Origin of the sequence: Streptomyces sp. NPDC048484, assembly GCF_040651415.1 — a bacterium.
In the GTDB taxonomy this organism is placed as follows: domain Bacteria; phylum Actinomycetota; class Actinomycetes; order Streptomycetales; family Streptomycetaceae; genus Streptomyces.
This window is the reverse complement of record NZ_JBEZJY010000024.1, coordinates 132,431-149,323: the sequence shown is the minus strand read 5'-3', so window position 1 is coordinate 149,323 and position 16,893 is coordinate 132,431. Positions and strand designations below refer to the sequence as shown.

At 69.7% G+C, this 16,893-nt stretch carries 10 protein-coding genes; 7 read left to right on the top strand and 3 right to left on the bottom strand.

The annotated features are described in order from the left end of the window. The first annotated feature begins 61 nt into the window (after nt 1-61). Together AB0D14_RS24710 and hflX are read left to right on the top strand one after the other, a co-directional pair. Nucleotides 62-1,588 (top strand): M1 family metallopeptidase, encoded by a 1,527-nt coding sequence (locus AB0D14_RS24710; RefSeq protein ID WP_362782644.1) that lies wholly within the window; start codon nt 62-64, stop codon nt 1,586-1,588. A 181-nt stretch (nt 1,589-1,769) separates the two neighbouring features. After that, nucleotides 1,770-3,263, top strand: coding sequence for a GTPase HflX (gene hflX, locus AB0D14_RS24705; RefSeq protein WP_362782641.1), 1,494 nt, complete (start codon nt 1,770-1,772; stop codon nt 3,261-3,263). 166 nt (nt 3,264-3,429) lie between these two features. On the opposite strand, the gene AB0D14_RS24700 is transcribed toward hflX, so the two are convergent. Together AB0D14_RS24700 and AB0D14_RS24695 are read right to left on the bottom strand one after the other, a co-directional pair. After that, entirely contained in the window at nt 3,430-4,629 is a 1,200-nt protein-coding gene (locus AB0D14_RS24700; RefSeq protein ID WP_362782638.1) for a hypothetical protein, read from the bottom strand. 215 nt (nt 4,630-4,844) lie between these two features. Next, complete coding sequence (locus tag AB0D14_RS24695) at nt 4,845-6,080, bottom strand: hypothetical protein (RefSeq protein WP_362782636.1); 1,236 nt, start codon at nt 6,078-6,080, stop codon at nt 4,845-4,847. 330 nt (nt 6,081-6,410) lie between these two features. Here AB0D14_RS24695 and AB0D14_RS24690 point away from each other — a divergent pair, with 330 nt between their 5' ends. The 5 genes from AB0D14_RS24690 (at nt 6,411) to AB0D14_RS24670 (ending at nt 15,546) form a co-directional block, all read left to right on the top strand. After that, entirely contained in the window at nt 6,411-8,000 is a 1,590-nt protein-coding gene (locus AB0D14_RS24690) for a diaminobutyrate--2-oxoglutarate transaminase family protein (protein WP_362782633.1), read from the top strand. Nucleotides 8,001-8,237: 237 nt separating this feature from the next. Next, on the top strand, nt 8,238-10,283 hold the full coding sequence (locus AB0D14_RS24685; RefSeq protein ID WP_362782631.1) for an IucA/IucC family protein: 2,046 nt from the start codon (nt 8,238-8,240) through the stop codon (nt 10,281-10,283). A 39-nt stretch (nt 10,284-10,322) separates the two neighbouring features. Then, on the top strand, nt 10,323-11,312 hold the full coding sequence (locus AB0D14_RS24680; protein ID WP_362782628.1) for a GNAT family N-acetyltransferase: 990 nt from the start codon (nt 10,323-10,325) through the stop codon (nt 11,310-11,312). 57 nt (nt 11,313-11,369) lie between these two features. Further along, the gene (locus tag AB0D14_RS24675) at nt 11,370-13,469 is read left to right on the top strand and encodes an IucA/IucC family protein (protein ID WP_362782626.1); all 2,100 of its coding nucleotides are present in this window, start codon (nt 11,370-11,372) and stop codon (nt 13,467-13,469) included. 100 nt (nt 13,470-13,569) lie between these two features. Further along, complete coding sequence (locus AB0D14_RS24670) at nt 13,570-15,546, top strand: ATP-dependent DNA helicase (protein WP_362782623.1); 1,977 nt, start codon at nt 13,570-13,572, stop codon at nt 15,544-15,546. A 144-nt stretch (nt 15,547-15,690) separates the two neighbouring features. On the opposite strand, the gene lexA is transcribed toward AB0D14_RS24670, so the two are convergent. Continuing rightward, nucleotides 15,691-16,473, bottom strand: a complete 783-nt coding sequence (gene lexA / locus AB0D14_RS24665) for a transcriptional repressor LexA (protein ID WP_362782620.1) — start codon at nt 16,471-16,473, stop codon at nt 15,691-15,693. Between the last annotated feature and the right edge of the window lie 420 nt (nt 16,474-16,893).

Genomic DNA, 16,893 nt, shown 5'->3' with positions numbered 1-16,893 from the left:
TTCGGGTGGGCCCGGCGCGAGTCGTCACCGCGAGGCGGGCCAGCGCTGATAGCCGTGGTCCATGCTGCGCACCCGCACGACCCCCCGCACCGGGACGCCGGGCCCGAAGGCCTCCCGGCGACTCCGGACGGCATTCCTCGCCTCCGCCGTCTCCGTCTGCCTCATCGCCGCGAGCGCCCCCGCGCCGTCACCGGTCGGTATCGGCGACCGACTCTTCCCGCACCTGGGCAACCCCGGTTACGACGTCACGGCGTACGACCTGGCCTTCACCTATCCCGGCAGCAACAGCAAGCCGCTCCCGGCCGTCACGACCATCGAGGCCCGCACGACCGACTGGCTGGAGCAGTTCAATCTTGACTACTCGCACGGGAAAGTGCGATCCGTCGAGGTAGACGACGAGCCCGCGGAGTTCCGGAGCGCCGGCGAGGACCTGGTCGTCACGCCCGCGCACCCCCTGCCGCCCGGCATCCGGATGCGGATCACCGTGCGCCACGACAGCAACCCGGTGGCCACGAAGAACCAGCCGAGCGGCTGGGTGCAGACCCAGGACGGGCTCGCGATGGCCAACCAGGCCGACGCCGGACACCGTGTCTTCCCCAGCAACGACCATCCCTCGGACAAGGCGATGTTCACCATCCGGGTCACCACGCCCAAGGGCTACACGGCCGTCGCCAACGGGCTCCCCGTAGGGGCGACCCGTCGCGCGGCGGGCACCACCTGGACATACCGCACCGAGCACCCCATGGCCACCGAGTTGGCCCAGGTGTCCATCGGGCGCTCCTCCGTGGTGCGCCGAACCGGCCCCGACGGTCTGCCCGTACGCGACGTGGTGCCCACCAAGGACCGCGACCGGCTGGAGCCGTGGCTCAAGAAGACGCCCGGCCAGATCGCCTGGATGCAGGAGAAAGTCGGCGACTACCCCTTCGAGACGTACGGGCTGCTGATCGCCGAGGCGCGTACCGGATTCGAACTCGAGACACAGACGCTCTCTCTCTTCGAGAGAGAGCTCTTCACACGGTCCGAGTTCCCGAAGTGGTACGTCGAGACGATCATGGTGCACGAACTGGCCCACCAGTGGTTCGGCGACAGCGTCTCCCCGCGCACCTGGTCCGACCTGTGGCTCAACGAAGGACACGCCACCTGGTACGAGGCCCTCTACGGGGAGGAGAAGGCCGACAGGCCCATGGAGGCGCGGATGAAGGCCGCCTACCGGTCGTCCGACTCCTGGCGCAAGGCCGGCGGCCCGCCCGCCGCCCCCAAGGGGGCAAAGCCCGGCGAGAAGCTCAGCATCTTCCGCCCGAACGTCTACGACGGCAGCGCCCTCGTCCTGTACGCGCTGCGCCAGGAGATCGGCCGGTCCGCCTTCGAGCAGCTGGAACGCGTCTGGGTGAGCACCCACCAGGACGGTGTCGCCGACACCGCGGACTTCGAGCGTCTCGCCTCGGGCATCGCCGGCCGCGATCTGAGCGGTTTCTTCAAGGCCTGGCTCTACGGGGAGAAGACCCCGCCCATGCCGGGGCACCCCGACTGGCGCGGCGCGGCGGCCGCGAAGAAGACCGCGAAGAAGACCGCGAAGCACGCCAAGTAACGCCCGGGAATTCGAGTGACGAGACGGGGCGTGCCGTGCGAACATCTCCACGTCGGCGACGCTTCAGGCCGACGGCACGGCCCTCCGGACCCGGGCGGGAATCTCCCGGCGACCCCGGACGTTGCGATGAGTGACGGACGACAAGTCCGCCGCCCAGGTATCCCACCGACGTAAGGACCCAATGACCTCCTCTTCTTCCCCTTCCCAGGACACCCAGAGCCTCGCGCAGGACCACCCCGACGGTTTTCGGGCCGATGCCCTGATGGAAGAGGACGTCGTCTGGAGCCACGAGATCGACGGAGAGCGGGACGGCGACCAGCTGGACCGCTCCGAGCGTGCGGCCCTGCGCCGTGTCGCAGGCCTCTCCACCGAGCTCGAGGACGTCACCGAGGTCGAGTACCGACAGCTCCGACTGGAGCGCGTGGTACTCGTCGGGGTGTGGACCTCGGGCACCGCGACCGACGCGGACAACTCCCTGGCCGAGCTGGCCGCCCTTGCGGAGACCGCGGGAGCGCTCGTGCTCGACGGAGTCATCCAGCGCCGGGACAAGCCCGACGCGGCCACGTACATCGGTTCCGGCAAGGCCAACGAGCTGCGGGACATCGTGCTCGAAACCGGCGCGGACACTGTCATCTGCGACGGTGAACTCTCGCCGGGCCAGCTCATCCACCTCGAAGACGTCGTCAAGGTCAAGGTCATCGACCGCACGGCCCTGATCCTCGACATCTTCGCCCAGCACGCCAAGTCCCGAGAGGGCAAGGCGCAGGTCGCCCTCGCGCAGATGCAGTACATGCTGCCGAGGCTCCGCGGCTGGGGTCAGTCGCTGTCCCGTCAGATGGGCGGCGGTTCGGGCGGCGGCCTCGCCACCCGTGGCCCCGGTGAGACCAAGATCGAGACTGACCGGCGCCGTATCCGCGAGAAGATGGCGAAGATGCGCCGGGAGATCGCGGACATGAAGACCGGCCGCGACATCAAGCGCCAGGAGCGCCGACGCAACAAGGTGCCCTCGGTCGCGATCGCCGGTTACACCAACGCCGGTAAGTCCTCGCTGCTCAACCGGCTCACGGGCGCGGGCGTCCTGGTGGAGAACTCGCTGTTCGCGACCCTCGACCCGACCGTGCGCCGGGCCGAGACCCCGAGCGGGCGGCTGTACACGCTGGCGGACACCGTCGGCTTCGTACGGCACCTGCCGCACCACCTCGTCGAGGCGTTCCGCTCCACGATGGAGGAGGTCGGTGACTCCGACCTGATCCTGCACGTGGTGGACGGCTCGCACCCGGCGCCGGAGGAGCAGCTCGCCGCCGTGCGAGAGGTCGTCCGCGACGTGGGCGCCACCAAGGTGCCCGAGATCGTGGTGATCAACAAGGCGGACGCGGCCGACCCGCTGGTGCTTCAGCGGCTGATGCGGAACGAGAAGCGCTCCATCGCGGTCTCGGCCCGTACCGGCCAGGGCATCGAGGAACTGCTCGCCCTCATCGATGTCGAACTGCCGCACCCCTCGGTCGAGATCGAGGCACTCGTGCCGTACACGCTCGGCCGGCTGGTCGCGCGCGCCCACTCCGACGGCGAGGTGATCTCCGAGGAGCACACGCCGGAGGGCACCCTGATGAAGGCGCGGGTGCACGAGGAACTGGCGGCGGAGCTCGCTCCGTACGTCCCGGCTTCCGCGGCCTGAACCGGCAAACACGGAAGTAAACGGAAGTAACACGAAGGCCCGCCCCCAGGCGCTTTGGCGCTCTCAGGGGGCGGGCCTTCGTCATGCGCACGGTGTACGCACGTGTATGTACGGCGCGTACGGCGCGTACGGCGTGTACGCACGGCGCGCAGGCGTGTACGGGCGTCTACTTGGCGCCGTACTCCTCGCTCATGTTGTCGTAGATCGCCTCGGCGCCCTTGCCGAGCTGCGGGCCGGCGAGCCAGGTGCTGTCGGTCGGGCCGATCGACGTGTTGGAGACGAGCACGGTCTTGCCGTCGACGACGCGGAACCAGCCGCCGCCGGACGAACCACCGGTCATGGTGCACCCGATGCGGTACATCGTCGGCAGACCCGGACTGAGGGAGAGTCGGCCCGGCTGATCAACGCACTTGTGCATGATCAGACCGTCGTACGGCGCGGCGGCCGGGTAACCCCAGGCGCCCACCGAGCCCGCGTTCGCGGCGGCAGGCGTGGAGAAGTCCACGTCCAGCGCGTTGCCGACCGTTTCCTCAAGGGACTTGGAACCGGACTCCGGCTTCACATGCAGCACCGCGTAGTCGTACGCGGCACCCGCGCCGCCGGATTCCGAGCCGCCCTCGATCCACTCGTCGGACGTCGAGGCCCAGTCCGCCCAGTACTGGCCGTACGGGGCGATCTCCTGCTGTGTGGCATCGCCCAGCTCGGCCTCGGACTTGCCGAGGTCGTTGTAGGCGGGCACGAAGGCGATGTTGCGGTACCAGCCGCCGCCACCACCCGCGTGCACACAGTGGCCCGCGGTCCACACGAGGTTGGACCTGCCCGGGTTGCGCGGGTCCTTGACGACCGTGCCGGAGCAGACCATCGAGCCCTCGGGGGAGTCGAAGAAGACCTTCCCCACCGGGGCGGCGTTCTCGTGGTAGGGAGTCTTCTCGCGCGTCGCCGTCACAGGGGCGGGCGCCGGGTCGCTGACGCCCTGCTCGGCCGCCGCGTCCTTCGCGGAGATCGTCTTCTCCGGGTCCTCGGCGGATGTCATCCGCTCGGGCTTCCAGAGGTCCTCGATCACCGGGTTGACGAAGTCCTGGGCCTCAGTGAGCCACTTGTCCTTGTCCCAGTTCTTCCATTCGCCGTCCTTCCAGTCGTCGACATCGATGCCGTGCTCCTTGAGCTGGTCGGCGATGTCGGCCGGAATTTCGATCTTGTCGGAACCCGAGGTTCCGGAACCGGTGGCGGACGGTTTGCCGGTGGCCTTGTCATCGCCCGAGTCGCAGGCGGTACCGGTGAGCGCCAGGGCCGCGGCGAGCCCGGTGGCGGCGAGAACGCGGCGCCGCCCGCGACTTTCCGCGAAGGACGGACGTGTGGAACGCATGGTGTTGTTACCCCCGATAGAACGTGCACTTCTCACATGCGGGTCAAGCGCGAAGAACGCGTTGGCCGCGAAGAACGCGGTGAACCCGATGAACGTTCTCCGTGGAGCCGTGCCACCGCGACACCCCACTATGCCCGGGGAGTCGAGGACGAACGGCGGCTGGTCGGTGAAAGTTTCCGTGAGGCACCAGCCTGCCGCCGTCCGTCCGTGCGCCGCTACCGCTGCGTCGCGTACTTCTTGCTCACCGCGTCGTAGATTCCCTTGGCCTCCGTGCCCAGGTGCGGACCCGCCAGCCAGCCCGCGGTCACCGGGCCGATCGAGGTGTTGGACACGAGCGCGGGACTACCGTCCGAGCCCGTCGCGACCCAGCCGCCGCCCGACGAACCACCGGTCATGGTGCATCCGATGCGGTACATCGTCGGCTCGCTCTTGGCGATCGAGAGCCGGCCCGGCTTGTCCGTGCACTGGTACATGGTCTCGCCGTCGAACGGCTTCGCCGCCGGGTAACCGGTCGCGGTGATGTCCCCGACCTGAGACACGGCCGGAGCGTTGAAGTCCACCGGGAGCGCCGAACCGACCGTCTCCTCCAGGGACTTGCCGTCGCTGCCCTTCTCCGGCGTCACATGGATGACGGCGAAGTCGTACGACGCGCCCTCGCCGCCCGTCGCGCCGCCCTGCTCGATCCACTGGTCCGAGGTCTGCGCCCAGTCACCCCACCAGGCACCGTACGGAGCGACCTCCTCCTTGGTGGCACCCTGGATCTCCGTCGCCGACATGGCGTCGTCGTTGTACGAAGGCACGAAGGCGATGTTGCGGTACCAGCCGCCCTTCTTGCCCGCGTGCACACAGTGGCCCGCTGTCCACACGAGGTTGGACTTGCCCGGGTGGGCCGGGTCCTCGACCACGGTCGCCGAACAGACCATCGTGCCCTCGGGGGAGTCGAAGAACACCTTGCCCGACTCGGGCGCGTTCTCGTGGTAGACCGCCGGAACGGCCTTCGCCTCCACGGGCGCCGGCTCGGGGTCGGTCACACCCTGGTCACCCGAGAGGTCGTTCTCTTCGACGCCCTTGCCCTGGTCCGGGTCCTCGGCCTCGCGCATGCGGTCCGGGTCCCACAGGTCCTTGATGATCGGGTTGACGTAGTCACCGGCCTCGCGCAGCCAGTCGTCCCGGTCCCAGTTCTTCCAGGCGCCGCCCTTCCACTTGTCGATGTCGATTCCGTGCTCTTTGAGCCTGTCCCTGATGTCGTCCGGGATCTGGATCTTGCCGTCGCCGGCCGCGGTGGCCGACGCCGCGCTGCTCGCGTCGGCGTCGGCGTCCTCACCGGACCCGCAAGCGGTGGCGGTCAGCGTCAGCGCGGTGGCCAGGCCGACCGCGGCCAGCACGGGGGAGGTTCTGCGGCGCGGGCTCCTCCCCCGACGGGTGGCGAAGAGCGGGCGTATCGGTCGCATGGTGTGACTCCCCCTGGAGGTGAACGAACAACTCTGTGCTGCCACTCGGGACTTCGTACGGATCCGGGGACCCGTGCGTGTCCGACGTGGACCGTGGGTGCTGATCAGCGAAGCACTGCCGAACGGCACCACAGACTATGCCGTTGCTGTGGGGGACTTCCGACGGACCCGCAACGGTTCCGTCACGGCAAGGATCTTGGGTCTGCCGTTGCCCCGCGCAGTCCTCGTCGTTGGTACGTACGGGGGACGTTCCGGCTGCGTTCATCCCCCTGCCGCCTCCCATCGGGCGGACCGGCAACTCGCCTCTGGACAGCGGGAGGACCGACAGACGTGACTGTGACGGAGTCTGCACCCGAGGTGGCGCCCGCCATGCAGGAAGCGGCGGGGGCGCCCGCGGTGCAAGAAAGCGCGGGGGCGCGCACGACACAGGGGGACGTGGGGACACGCGCGGCACAGGAGGACGTGGGGGCACGCGCGGCGCAGGAGGGGATCCTGCGACGGCAGTCGGCGCGCGAGTCGGCGGCGCGCACCTACGCGCGCGCCCTGCCGATCGTCCCCGTACGGGCGCGCGGGCTGACGATCGAGGGCGCCGACGGGAACCGCTACCTCGACTGCCTCTCGGGCGCCGGCACGCTGGCCCTCGGCCACAACCACCCGGTCGTCCTGGAGGCCATCCGGAAGGTCCTCGACTCGGGGGCTCCGCTGCACGTCCTCGACCTGGCCACACCCGTCAAGGACGCCTTCACCACCGAGCTGTTCCGCACACTGCCGCCCGGCCTGGCCGACCGCGCGCGTGTGCAGTTCTGCGGCCCCGCCGGTACGGATGCCGTGGAGGCCGCGCTGAAACTGGTGCGTACCGCGACCGGGCGCAGCGGGGTTCTGGCCTTTACCGGCGCCTATCACGGGATGACAGAGGGGGCGCTCGCGGCGTCCGGGGGCGCGCCTGACGTACGGGTGGCGCGCCTCCCCTATCCGCAGGACTACCGCTGCCCGTTCGGCGTCGGTGGCGGGCGAGGGGCCGAACTCGCCGCGCGCTGGACGGAGTCCATCCTCGACGACTCCAAGTCCGGGGTGGCAAGCCCCGCGGGCATGATCCTCGAACCGGTTCAGGGGGAGGGCGGCGTGATTCCGGCCCGCGACGACTGGATGCGGCGGATGCGGGAGATCACGGCGGCGCGCTCCATTCCGCTGATCGCCGACGAGGTCCAGACGGGGGTCGGCCGGACCGGCACCTTCTGGGCGGTCGAGCACAGCGGTGTCACGCCCGACGTGATGGTCCTCTCCAAGGCCATCGGCGGCAGCCTGCCTCTGGCGGTCGTCATCTACCGCGAGGACCTCGACGTATGGGAACCGGGCGCCCACGCCGGCACGTTCCGCGGCAACCAACTCGCCATGGCGGCGGGCACCGCGACCCTCGCGTACGTCCGTGAGAACGGCCTCGCCGAGCGCGCCGCCGCACTGGGCGCCCGCATGATCACGCAACTCCGCTCCCTTGAGGTGGCTTTCGGCTGCGTCGGCGAGGTACGCGGCAGGGGACTGATGATCGGCATCGAGTTCGTGGACCCCGAAAAGCCGTCGGCTACCACCGGAGGACCTCCCCCCGCCGCACCCGAGACGGCGGCCTCCGTCCAGCGCGAGTGCCTGCGACGCGGACTGATCGTGGAACTCGGTGGCCGGCACTCAAGCGTGGTGCGCCTGCTTCCCCCGCTCACGATCACCGACGAGCAGGCGACCGCGGTGCTCGACAGGCTCGTGGACGCGGTGGCGGAGGTCGCGAAGGGTCCTACCGGCTCACACGTCGCGGGTGCCCACCGACTGCCGCCCGCGCTCCCCGAACGGGCCGAGCACGCCGGACAAGCCGAGCACGCCGGGCTTCCCGAAAGGGCCGAGCACGCCGAACGGGCCGAGCGCGCCGGATAGGGCGGCGGTCCGGTGGCCGACACGGTCCAGGTTCCGAAAGCGGTGCCTTTCTGGAGACACCCGAGCACTTGTCAGGCATCCCCAGAAGGCACCGCCTCCTCGCAACCCCTCTGCGCACCTTCCTCACCCTCCGATCGGACAAGCTCCCCCCTCGATCGGCAAACGCACAGGTACCACCTACGCCGGAACAGCCCCGGTTCGTCGCCGTACGAGCCTGAACCACCCCAAGGAACCCTCTTGAACGCCACCCCCGCATCCGACGACCGCCCCCACGCCCATGAGCGAGCAGTCCGCGGCACGCAGGCCCCGCTGGGGCCGGGGGCCGAATCGGTCCCTCGGCAGAAGGGAGGGTCCGCGCATTCCGAAGGGCTGTACGGCGCCACCACCGACCTGCTGGAACACCCCGACCCGCACACCGCCGCCCAGGCCGCAGCCGTCGAGAACCTGCTGCGCTGCTGGGTACGCGAGCATGACCTCCCCGCTCCTGCCGACGGCGCCCTCCGTATCCCCCTTCCGGCCAGTGGCACAGACCTCGTCGTCCCGGTCCACTACTGGTCCCTCACGGGATGGCACCGCCTGGGCCCTCCCCATCTCTCCGACGCCCCGGACCAGGCGCTTCCCACCGACGCCGTCACGCTGGCGGCCCTGATGGAGCGCGAGACCCCGACGTACGGGGCCTCCGCCGCGCCTGCCGCCGTGCCCGACGCTTGCGCCACAACAGCCACAACAGCCACAACAGCCACAACTGGCGTGCCTGCCGAAGCGAACGCCTCCACCGCACCGCACACGCCCAGTGAGACCCGAGCCCCGGCCGACGCGGGTGACCTGGTCGGCCGCGTCGTGGACTCCCTGCGACGAACCGTCGTGTTCATCACGGACCGCAGGGAAAACCCCGCCGACGGCCCCGACCTCTTCCTCTCCGCCGAACAGTCGCTGTTGCTCGGCCACCCCCTCCACCCCACCCCGAAGAGCCGCGAAGGACTTTCCTGGGCGGAGAACCGGCTCTACTCGCCCGAGCTGCGTGGCTCCTTCGCACTCCACTGGATGGCCGTCGCCCCCTCCGTACTCGCCACCGACTCGGCGTGGACCGAGCGAGGCCGGCCCGTAGCCGCCCAACAGCTCACTTCCCGGCTCGCCGGCGCCGGGCTGCACCTGCCTGACGGATACGCCGCGTTGCCGATGCACCCCTGGCAGCTCCGAGAGGTTCACCGGCGCCCGGAGACGGCGAAACTCCTGAACGCCGGACTGCTCCGGGACCTCGGCCCCCACGGCTGCTCGTGGCACCCCACCTCCTCCGTACGCACCGTCTACCGCTCCGGCGCCCCCGCGATGCTGAAGCTGTCGCTGGGCCTGCGCATCACCAACTCGCGCCGGGAAAACCTCCGCAAGGAATTTCACCGAGGAGTCGAGGTCCACCGCTTGCTGCGCGCCGGCCTTGCCGAGCAGTGGCAGGCGGCCCACCCGGGCTTCGACATCGTCCGCGACCCCGCGTGGCTCGCGGTGAACGACCCCGACGGCGCCCCGGTGCCCGGCCTCGACGTGATGATCCGCCACAACCCGTTCAGGCCGACGGACGACGTCACCTGCATCGCCGGGCTCGTTTCGCCCAGACCAGGGGCCACGTCCACCGCACCCCGGCACCCCGAGCAGAGCCGCGGTACGACCCGGTCCCGGCTCACCGAGATCGTCACCCGGCTCGCCGGCCGCACGGGCCGGCCTCGTGGCGCCGTCGCCGCGGAGTGGTTTCTGCGCTATCTGGAGCGCGTCGTCCGCCCCGTCCTCTGGCTCGACGGTGAAGCCGGTATCGCGCTGGAGGCACATCAGCAGAACACCCTGCTCCTGCTGGACGCGGAAGGCTGGCCCGGAGAAGGCCGCTACCGCGACAACCAGGGCTACTACTTCCGCGAGTCCTGGCGCTCGGCACTGGACGGGCGACTGCCGGGCATCGGCGGCCACAGCGACACGTTCGTCTCCGACGCGGTCGCCGACGAACGGTTCGCCTACTACCTCGGCATCAACAACGTACTCGGCCTCATCGGGGCCTTCGGCTCCCAACACCTCGCCGACGAACGGCTGTTGCTGGCCGCCTTCCGCCGGTTCCTCACCAACGTCGCCTCCGGACCCGCCCGGCTGCGAACCACCCTGCCCGCCCTCCTGCTCGACTCACCCGTCCTGCGCTGCAAGGCCAACCTGCTGACCCGGCTGCACGGCCTCGACGAGCTCGTCGGCCCGGTCGACACCCAGTCCGTCTACGTCACCATCGCCAACCCCCTTCATTCCTGAGGGGCATGACCCACCCCGTCTCCTGAGAGGAGCGTCGCCGTGCCTCCCACCGATGCGAGTACCGACGCCGACGCCGACGCCGATACAGCCCCCCGCACCGACGCTCGAAGCGATACGGGTTCCGGTGCGGACAGCGAGGAAACCCTCGACCTCCGCCTGCCCGACGAACTCCTCGCGCTCTTCGCGGAGAACGCCGGAGCGGCCGAAGCAGCCGCCGGGGGAGGGGGCGCCGGGGCAGCCTTGGGGCGGGGCACGCGGAGTGGCAGCGAACCACGAGGGGGTGAAAACGGCGGCGGGGAACAAGCCCGCGCAGAACGAGGCCGGCCAGAACGAGGCCGGCCAGAACAAGGCTGCAGGGAACAAGGCCGCGCAGAACAAGGCTGCAGGGAACAAGGCCGTGAGGAGAAGAACACGGCGCAGTATGAGGCAAGGCCTGCCCCTGCCGCCCCGGCCGGTGAAGACCTGCTCGACCGCGTCGGTGACTGGGGGCCGGCAGCCACCGCCGCGGGTGCCTTTCACCTGGTCCCCGTGTGCGTCGACCGCGATCTTCCGCTCATCAGCCGCTGGATGAACGACCCCGCCGTGGCGGCCTTCTGGGAACTCTCCGGACCCGCGACGGCGACCGAGGACCACCTGCGCGCCCAGCTCGGCGGCGATGGACGCAGCGTCCCCTGCCTCGGCCTGCTGAACGGCACCCCCATGAGTTACTGGGAGATCTACCGCGCGGATCTGGATCCACTGGCCCGCCACTACCCGGCCCGCCTCCACGACACCGGAATCCACCTCCTCATCGGCGCCGTCGCCCATCGCGGGCGAGGGCTCGGCACGATGCTGCTCCGTGCTGTCTCCGACCTCGTCCTCGACCGGCGCCCCTCATGCGCGCGAGTCATCGCGGAGCCCGACCTTCGCAACACCCCTTCCGTGTCCGCCTTCCTGAGCGCCGGCTTCCGGTTCTCCGCCGAGGTCGACCTGCCCGACAAGAAGGCAGCCCTCATGGTCCGAGACCGGCCCCTGCGCGGTCTGTTGTAGCGCCGTCACTTCCAGTACACCGCTCGTCCCGATCAGGTTCCCAGCAGAGGAGTCCCTGTGCCGAACCCGTCCGCCGCCCCGGCCCCCGGAGAGCCGTCACGCCTCTACGACCCGCCTGAACTGAGCGCGGAAGGATGGGAGAGAGCGGGTCGCCGACTGCTCGCGAAGATGATCGGCGAGTTCGCGCACGAGGAGATCCTGTTGCCGGAGCCGGAGCCGGAGCCGGAGCCGGAGCCGGAGCCGGAGCCGGAGCCGGAGCCGGACGCGAACCGCGCCGACGCCACGGCGGCAGCCGGGTTGCCTTCCGATCCCTCCGACGCTGTGGAACCGGTCGGAGCCTGGGAATCCAGAGGAGACGATTCGCCACCCGGCACGGACGCCCGGCGCCCGCCGTCGGCCGGGGCCGCGCCCGATGGCGAGCGTTCCTACACCCTCCGCCTCGACGGCGGCGGCACTCTCGCCTTCCGTGCCCGCCGCGGTGCGTACGACAGCTGGCAGGTGGACCCGTCGTCGCTCACCCTGTCCGAAGCGCCCGGCACGACTGGAGCAACTGGAAGCACCGGAGCAACTGGAAGCACCGAAACAACTGGAACGCCCGATGCAGCCCAAGCAGCGCCGCACCAGCGCCCCTACACGGATCCCCTCGACTTCCTCATCCGCGCCCGTGCCACCCTCGACCTCGACGGCGCCACCCTCGGCCACGTCATCCGTGAGCTGTCCACCACACTCGCCGCTGACGTCCGTCTGGACCACACCGCGCTCCCGGCAGCCCACCTCGCCGACCTCGGATACGCGGAGTTGGAAGGCCACCAGACAGGCCACCCCTGGATCGTCCTCAACAAGGGCCGCCTCGGCTTCTCCGCGACGGACGCCGCCCAGTGGGCACCGGAGGGCCGCACGGCGACAGCCCTGCCGTGGATCGCCGTGCACACCTCCATGGCCACCTACCGAGGTGTCGAGGGCCTGGACACCGCCGACCAGCTCTACGCGCGCGAGCTCGACCCCGCCGTCCGGGAGTCCTACGACACGGCACTGCGCGCGCGGGGGCTCACTCCGGAGTCGTACCTCTACCTGCCCGTGCACCCATGGCAGTGGAACGACGTCGTGCTGCCGCTCTTCGCGCCCTCCGTGGCCGCGGGAGCGATCGTCCCACTGCCTCCGGACGGTGACCTCCGTCTGCCCCAGCAGTCGATCCGTACGTTTCTGAACACCTCACGCCCGGACCGGCACACCGTGAAACTGCCGCTGTCCATCCTCAACACCCTTGTATGGCGCGGTCTACCGACAGAACGCACGCTCGCGGCTCCCGCCGTCACCGCCTGGATGCACGGCCTGCGCGACACCGATCCCTTCCTGCACGACACCTGCGGGGTCATCCTGCTCGGCGAGGTCGCGTCCGTGACGGTCGGACACCCTGTGTACGACGCGCTGCCGGAAGTCCCGTACCAGTACAAGGAGCTGCTCGGCGCGATCTGGCGCGAGCCGCTCTCCCGTCATCTCGCGCCCGGTGAACGCGCCCGCACGCTCGCCGCTCTTCTGCACACCGATCCCGAGGGCCGTGCCTTCGCGGCGGAGCTGGTCGAGCGCTCGGGTCTTGAGCCGCGAAGCTGGCTGCGTCGCCTCTTCGCCGCGCTGCTGCCGCCCCTGCTCCACTTCCTCTATCGTTACGGCACTGTGTTCAGCCCACATGGCGAGAACGCGATCGTTGTCTTCGACGACCACGACATTCCGGTCCGCCTTGCGGTGAAGGACTTCGTGGACGACGTGAACGTGAGCGCCGAGAAACTTCCCGAGCACGCCTCCATGCCCGACGACGTACGGGCCGTGCTGCTCACGGAACCGGCCGCCTTCCTCACACAGTTCATCCACTCCGGGCTCTTCGTCGGTGTCTTCCGCTATCTGGCCCCGTTGTGCCGGGAGCAACTGGGCGTGCGGGAGGACGATTTCTGGACACTCGTCCGCGCTGAGATCCTCCGGCACCACAAGCTCTTCCCGGAACTCAAGGACCGCTACGAAACGTTCGACCTGCTCACTCCCCGTATCGAGCGGCTCTGCCTCAACCGCAACCGGCTACACCTGGACGGTTACCGGGACCGGCCGCAGCGCCCGCACGCCGCCGTGCACGGAACCGTCCCCAACCCGCTCCACCAGTCATGATCGCCCACCGTGACACCGACCGTGCACGCGTCTTGATCGCGTCCCTCTCCGCCTCCGCGATCGCCCGGTTGTCGGTGCCGACCCGTAGGGTGGTCGGGCTATGACAGAGCCCTCACTTCCCGAACTCCTGCATGCCGCCGTCACAGCCGTCGGCGGTACGGAGCGCCCTGGCCAGGTGACCATGGCCGAATCCGTCGCGCAGGCCATCGACGACGGTTCTCATCTGCTGGTCCAGGCGGGCACCGGCACCGGTAAGTCGCTCGGCTATCTGGTTCCCGCGCTGGCGCATGGGGAGCGGGTCGTCGTGGCGACGGCCACCCTGGCGCTCCAGCGGCAGCTCGTGGAGCGGGACCTGCCGCGCACGGTGGACGCGCTGCATCCGCTGCTGCGCCGCCGCCCCGAGTTCGCGATGCTCAAGGGCCGGTCGAACTACCTGTGCCTGCACCGTCTGCACGAGGGGGCGCCGCAGGATGAGGAGGAGGGTCTCTTCGACCAGTTCGAGGCGGCCGCGCCCACCAGCAAGCTGGGCCAGGACCTGCTGCGGCTGCGGGAGTGGTCGGACGAGACCGAGACAGGGGACCGTGACAACCTCACCCCCGGCGTCTCGGACCGGGCCTGGTCACAGATCTCCGTCTCCTCCAGGGAGTGCCTCGGCGCCTCGAAGTGCGCCTACGGAGCGGAGTGCTTCGCCGAGGCGGCCCGTGAGCGCGCCAAGCTCGCCGATGTCGTCGTCACCAATCACGCGCTCCTGGCCATCGACGCCATCGAAGGCGCGCCTGTCCTCCCGCCGCACGAGGTGCTGATCGTCGACGAGGCCCACGAACTGGTCTCCAGGGTCACCGGAGTCGCGACCGGCGAGCTCACTCCGGGCCAGGTCAACCGAGCCGTGCGCCGAGCGGCGAAACTGGTCAACGAGAAGGCGGCCGATCAGCTCCAGACGGCTGCCGAGGGCTTCGAGCGAGTGATGGAACTGGCCCTGCCCGGCCGCCTCGAAGAGATCCCGGAGGATCTCGGGTACGCGCTGATGGCCCTGCGTGACGCCGCCCGCACGGTGATCTCGGGGATCGGGGCGACTCGCGACAAGTCCGTCACCGACGAGGACGCGGTCCGCAAGCAGGCCCTCGCCTCCGTGGAGAGTGTCCACGACGTGGCGGAGCGCCTCACGAACGGCTCGGAGTGGGACGTCGTCTGGTACGAGCGGCACGACCGCTTCGGAGCGTCCTTGCGGGTCGCTCCGATGTCCGTGTCCGGCCTGCTGCGCGAGAAGCTCTTCACGGACCGCTCCGTGGTCCTGGCATCGGCCACCCTGAAGCTCGGCGGTGATTTCAACGGCGTGGGTGCCTCGCTGGGCCTGGCCCCGGAAGGCACGGAGGGGGAGGACATCCCGCCCTGGAAGGGCATCGACGTCGGCTCGCCCTTCGACTACGGGAAGCAGGGCATCCTGTACGTCGCGAAACACTTGGCCAGACCCGCCAGGGACAGCGACCGCGGGGACATGCTCGACGAACTCACCGAGCTGATCCAGGCGGCCGGCGGCCGTACGCTCGGGCTCTTCTCCTCGATGCGGGCCGCCCAGCTCGCCACTGAGGAACTGCGCTCCCGTGTCCCGGAGTTTCCCATCCTGCTCCAGGGGGAGGAGACGCTCGGTGAGCTGATCAAGAACTTCGCGGCCGACCCGAAGACCTGTCTGTTCGGCACGCTCTCGCTGTGGCAGGGCGTGGACGTCCCGGGCGCCAGCTGTCAGCTGGTCGTCATGGACAAGATCCCCTTCCCTCGCCCGGACGACCCGCTGATGAGCGCCCGGCAGAAGGCGGTCGAGGACGCCGGGGGCAACGGCTTCATGGCCGTCGCGGCCACCCACGCGGCTCTGCTCATGGCTCAGGGCGCCGGCCGCCTCGTACGGGCGATGGAGGACCGGGGCGTGGTCGCCGTGCTGGACCAGCGCCTTGCCACCGCGCGTTACGGCAGTTACCTCAAAGCGTCACTGCCCGACTTCTGGTACACGACAGACCGTAACCAGGTGCGGCGGTCGCTGGCCGCCATCGACGCGATGGCACGGAAGGCCGAAGAGGCCTAGACATGGCCTGGACATCAGTGGGCTGCCCCCTAGAAGAAGTAAGGGGGCAGCCCACTGATGTGTGCACCGAACGCACTGCACAACGCACAGCACAGGGCCCCGGAACCGGCGCAGAGGTCCCGGGGCCCGGTCAAGGGTGGATCCTCAGATGCGCCGGAGCACCGCCACGACCTTCCCGAGGATGGTCGCCTCGTCGCCGGGGATCGGCTGGTACGCGCTGTTGTGCGGCAGCAGCCACACATGGCCGTCCTCGCGCTTGAAGCGCTTGACCGTCGCCTCGCCGTCCAGCATGGCGGCCACGATGTCGCCGTTCTCCGCGACCGGCTGGCGCCGGACGGTCACCCAGTCGCCGTCGCAGATCGCGGCCTCGATCATCGAGTCACCGACGACCTTCAGGACGAACAGCTCGCCGTCGCCGACCAGCTGCCGGGGCAGCGGGAAGACGTCCTCGACCGACTCCTCGGCGAGGATCGGACCACCGGCGGCGATGCGGCCGACCAGTGGGACGTACGACGCCGCCGGCTTGCCGGCCGTGTCGGTCGGCTGCGCGGTGGACTGGTCCGAACCACGGACCTCGTAAGCCCTGGGGCGGTGCGGATCGCGGCGCAAGAAGCCCTTGCGCTCCAGTGCCATCAGTTGATGGGCGACCGAGGAGGTGCTGGAGAGGCCGACGGCCTGCCCGATCTCCCTCATGGACGGGGGGTAACCCCGCCGCTGCACGGAGTCCCTGATGACCTCGATGACCCGGCGTTGCCGGTCGGTGAGTCCGGAGCTGTCCGCCCGGATGCCTGGAGGTCGGCCCGGCAGGGAGCGTGCCGGCTTGGTCCCCTCCTGGTTCGCGGTTTCATTCATGGCATGCACCGGCTCAAATCGGCCCTGGGAGCGGTCCTGGGCAGTGATGGTGGCACTGTCTGCGGTGGTGGTCACGTCGGCCCCTCTCGTTCGTCTCCCTGCTGGACAACGGTAGTTGCTTTCGAAAGGTTGCGCCAAACACACGTTCGAGTGAAAAAATGCGAATGGTCTTACGTGATCACGCGTCTGGGTGTATGGCTACCGCTGCACAGGGCGGACGGAAGTGCTCATCACTGCGTCTTCAGTACTCTTCGCCGCCGATGCCGATGCCGTGACCCGGCGGGTCGGAGCGGGGCGAAGATCAGTCTGCCATCAGGTGTCCCGCAGGCCGGGAACCGGCCCCCGTTCGTCTGCCGCACACCGTATCCCCGTACGCTCCTCGCCGGAATGGCCACGCGGCACATGCCAATACGGGCGCGACACGCGCGAAGGGTGTGAGTTTCTGGTTCAGGCCCCACATGTAGTGGTTGGATTGGCGCAGCAGCCCAGAAGTTG

Excerpts from the sequence above, each read along its gene's own strand:
- AB0D14_RS24670 (WP_362782623.1), top strand. The coding sequence starts at position 13,570 with ATGACAGAGCCCTCACTTCCCGAACTCCTGCATGCCGCCGTCACAGCC.
- AB0D14_RS24700 (WP_362782638.1), bottom strand. The coding sequence starts at position 4,629 with ATGCGTTCCACACGTCCGTCCTTCGCGGAAAGTCGCGGGCGGCGCCGC.
- AB0D14_RS24695 (WP_362782636.1), bottom strand. The coding sequence starts at position 6,080 with ATGCGACCGATACGCCCGCTCTTCGCCACCCGTCGGGGGAGGAGCCCG.
- hflX (WP_362782641.1), top strand. The coding sequence starts at position 1,770 with ATGACCTCCTCTTCTTCCCCTTCCCAGGACACCCAGAGCCTCGCGCAG.
- AB0D14_RS24710 (WP_362782644.1), top strand. The coding sequence starts at position 62 with ATGCTGCGCACCCGCACGACCCCCCGCACCGGGACGCCGGGCCCGAAG.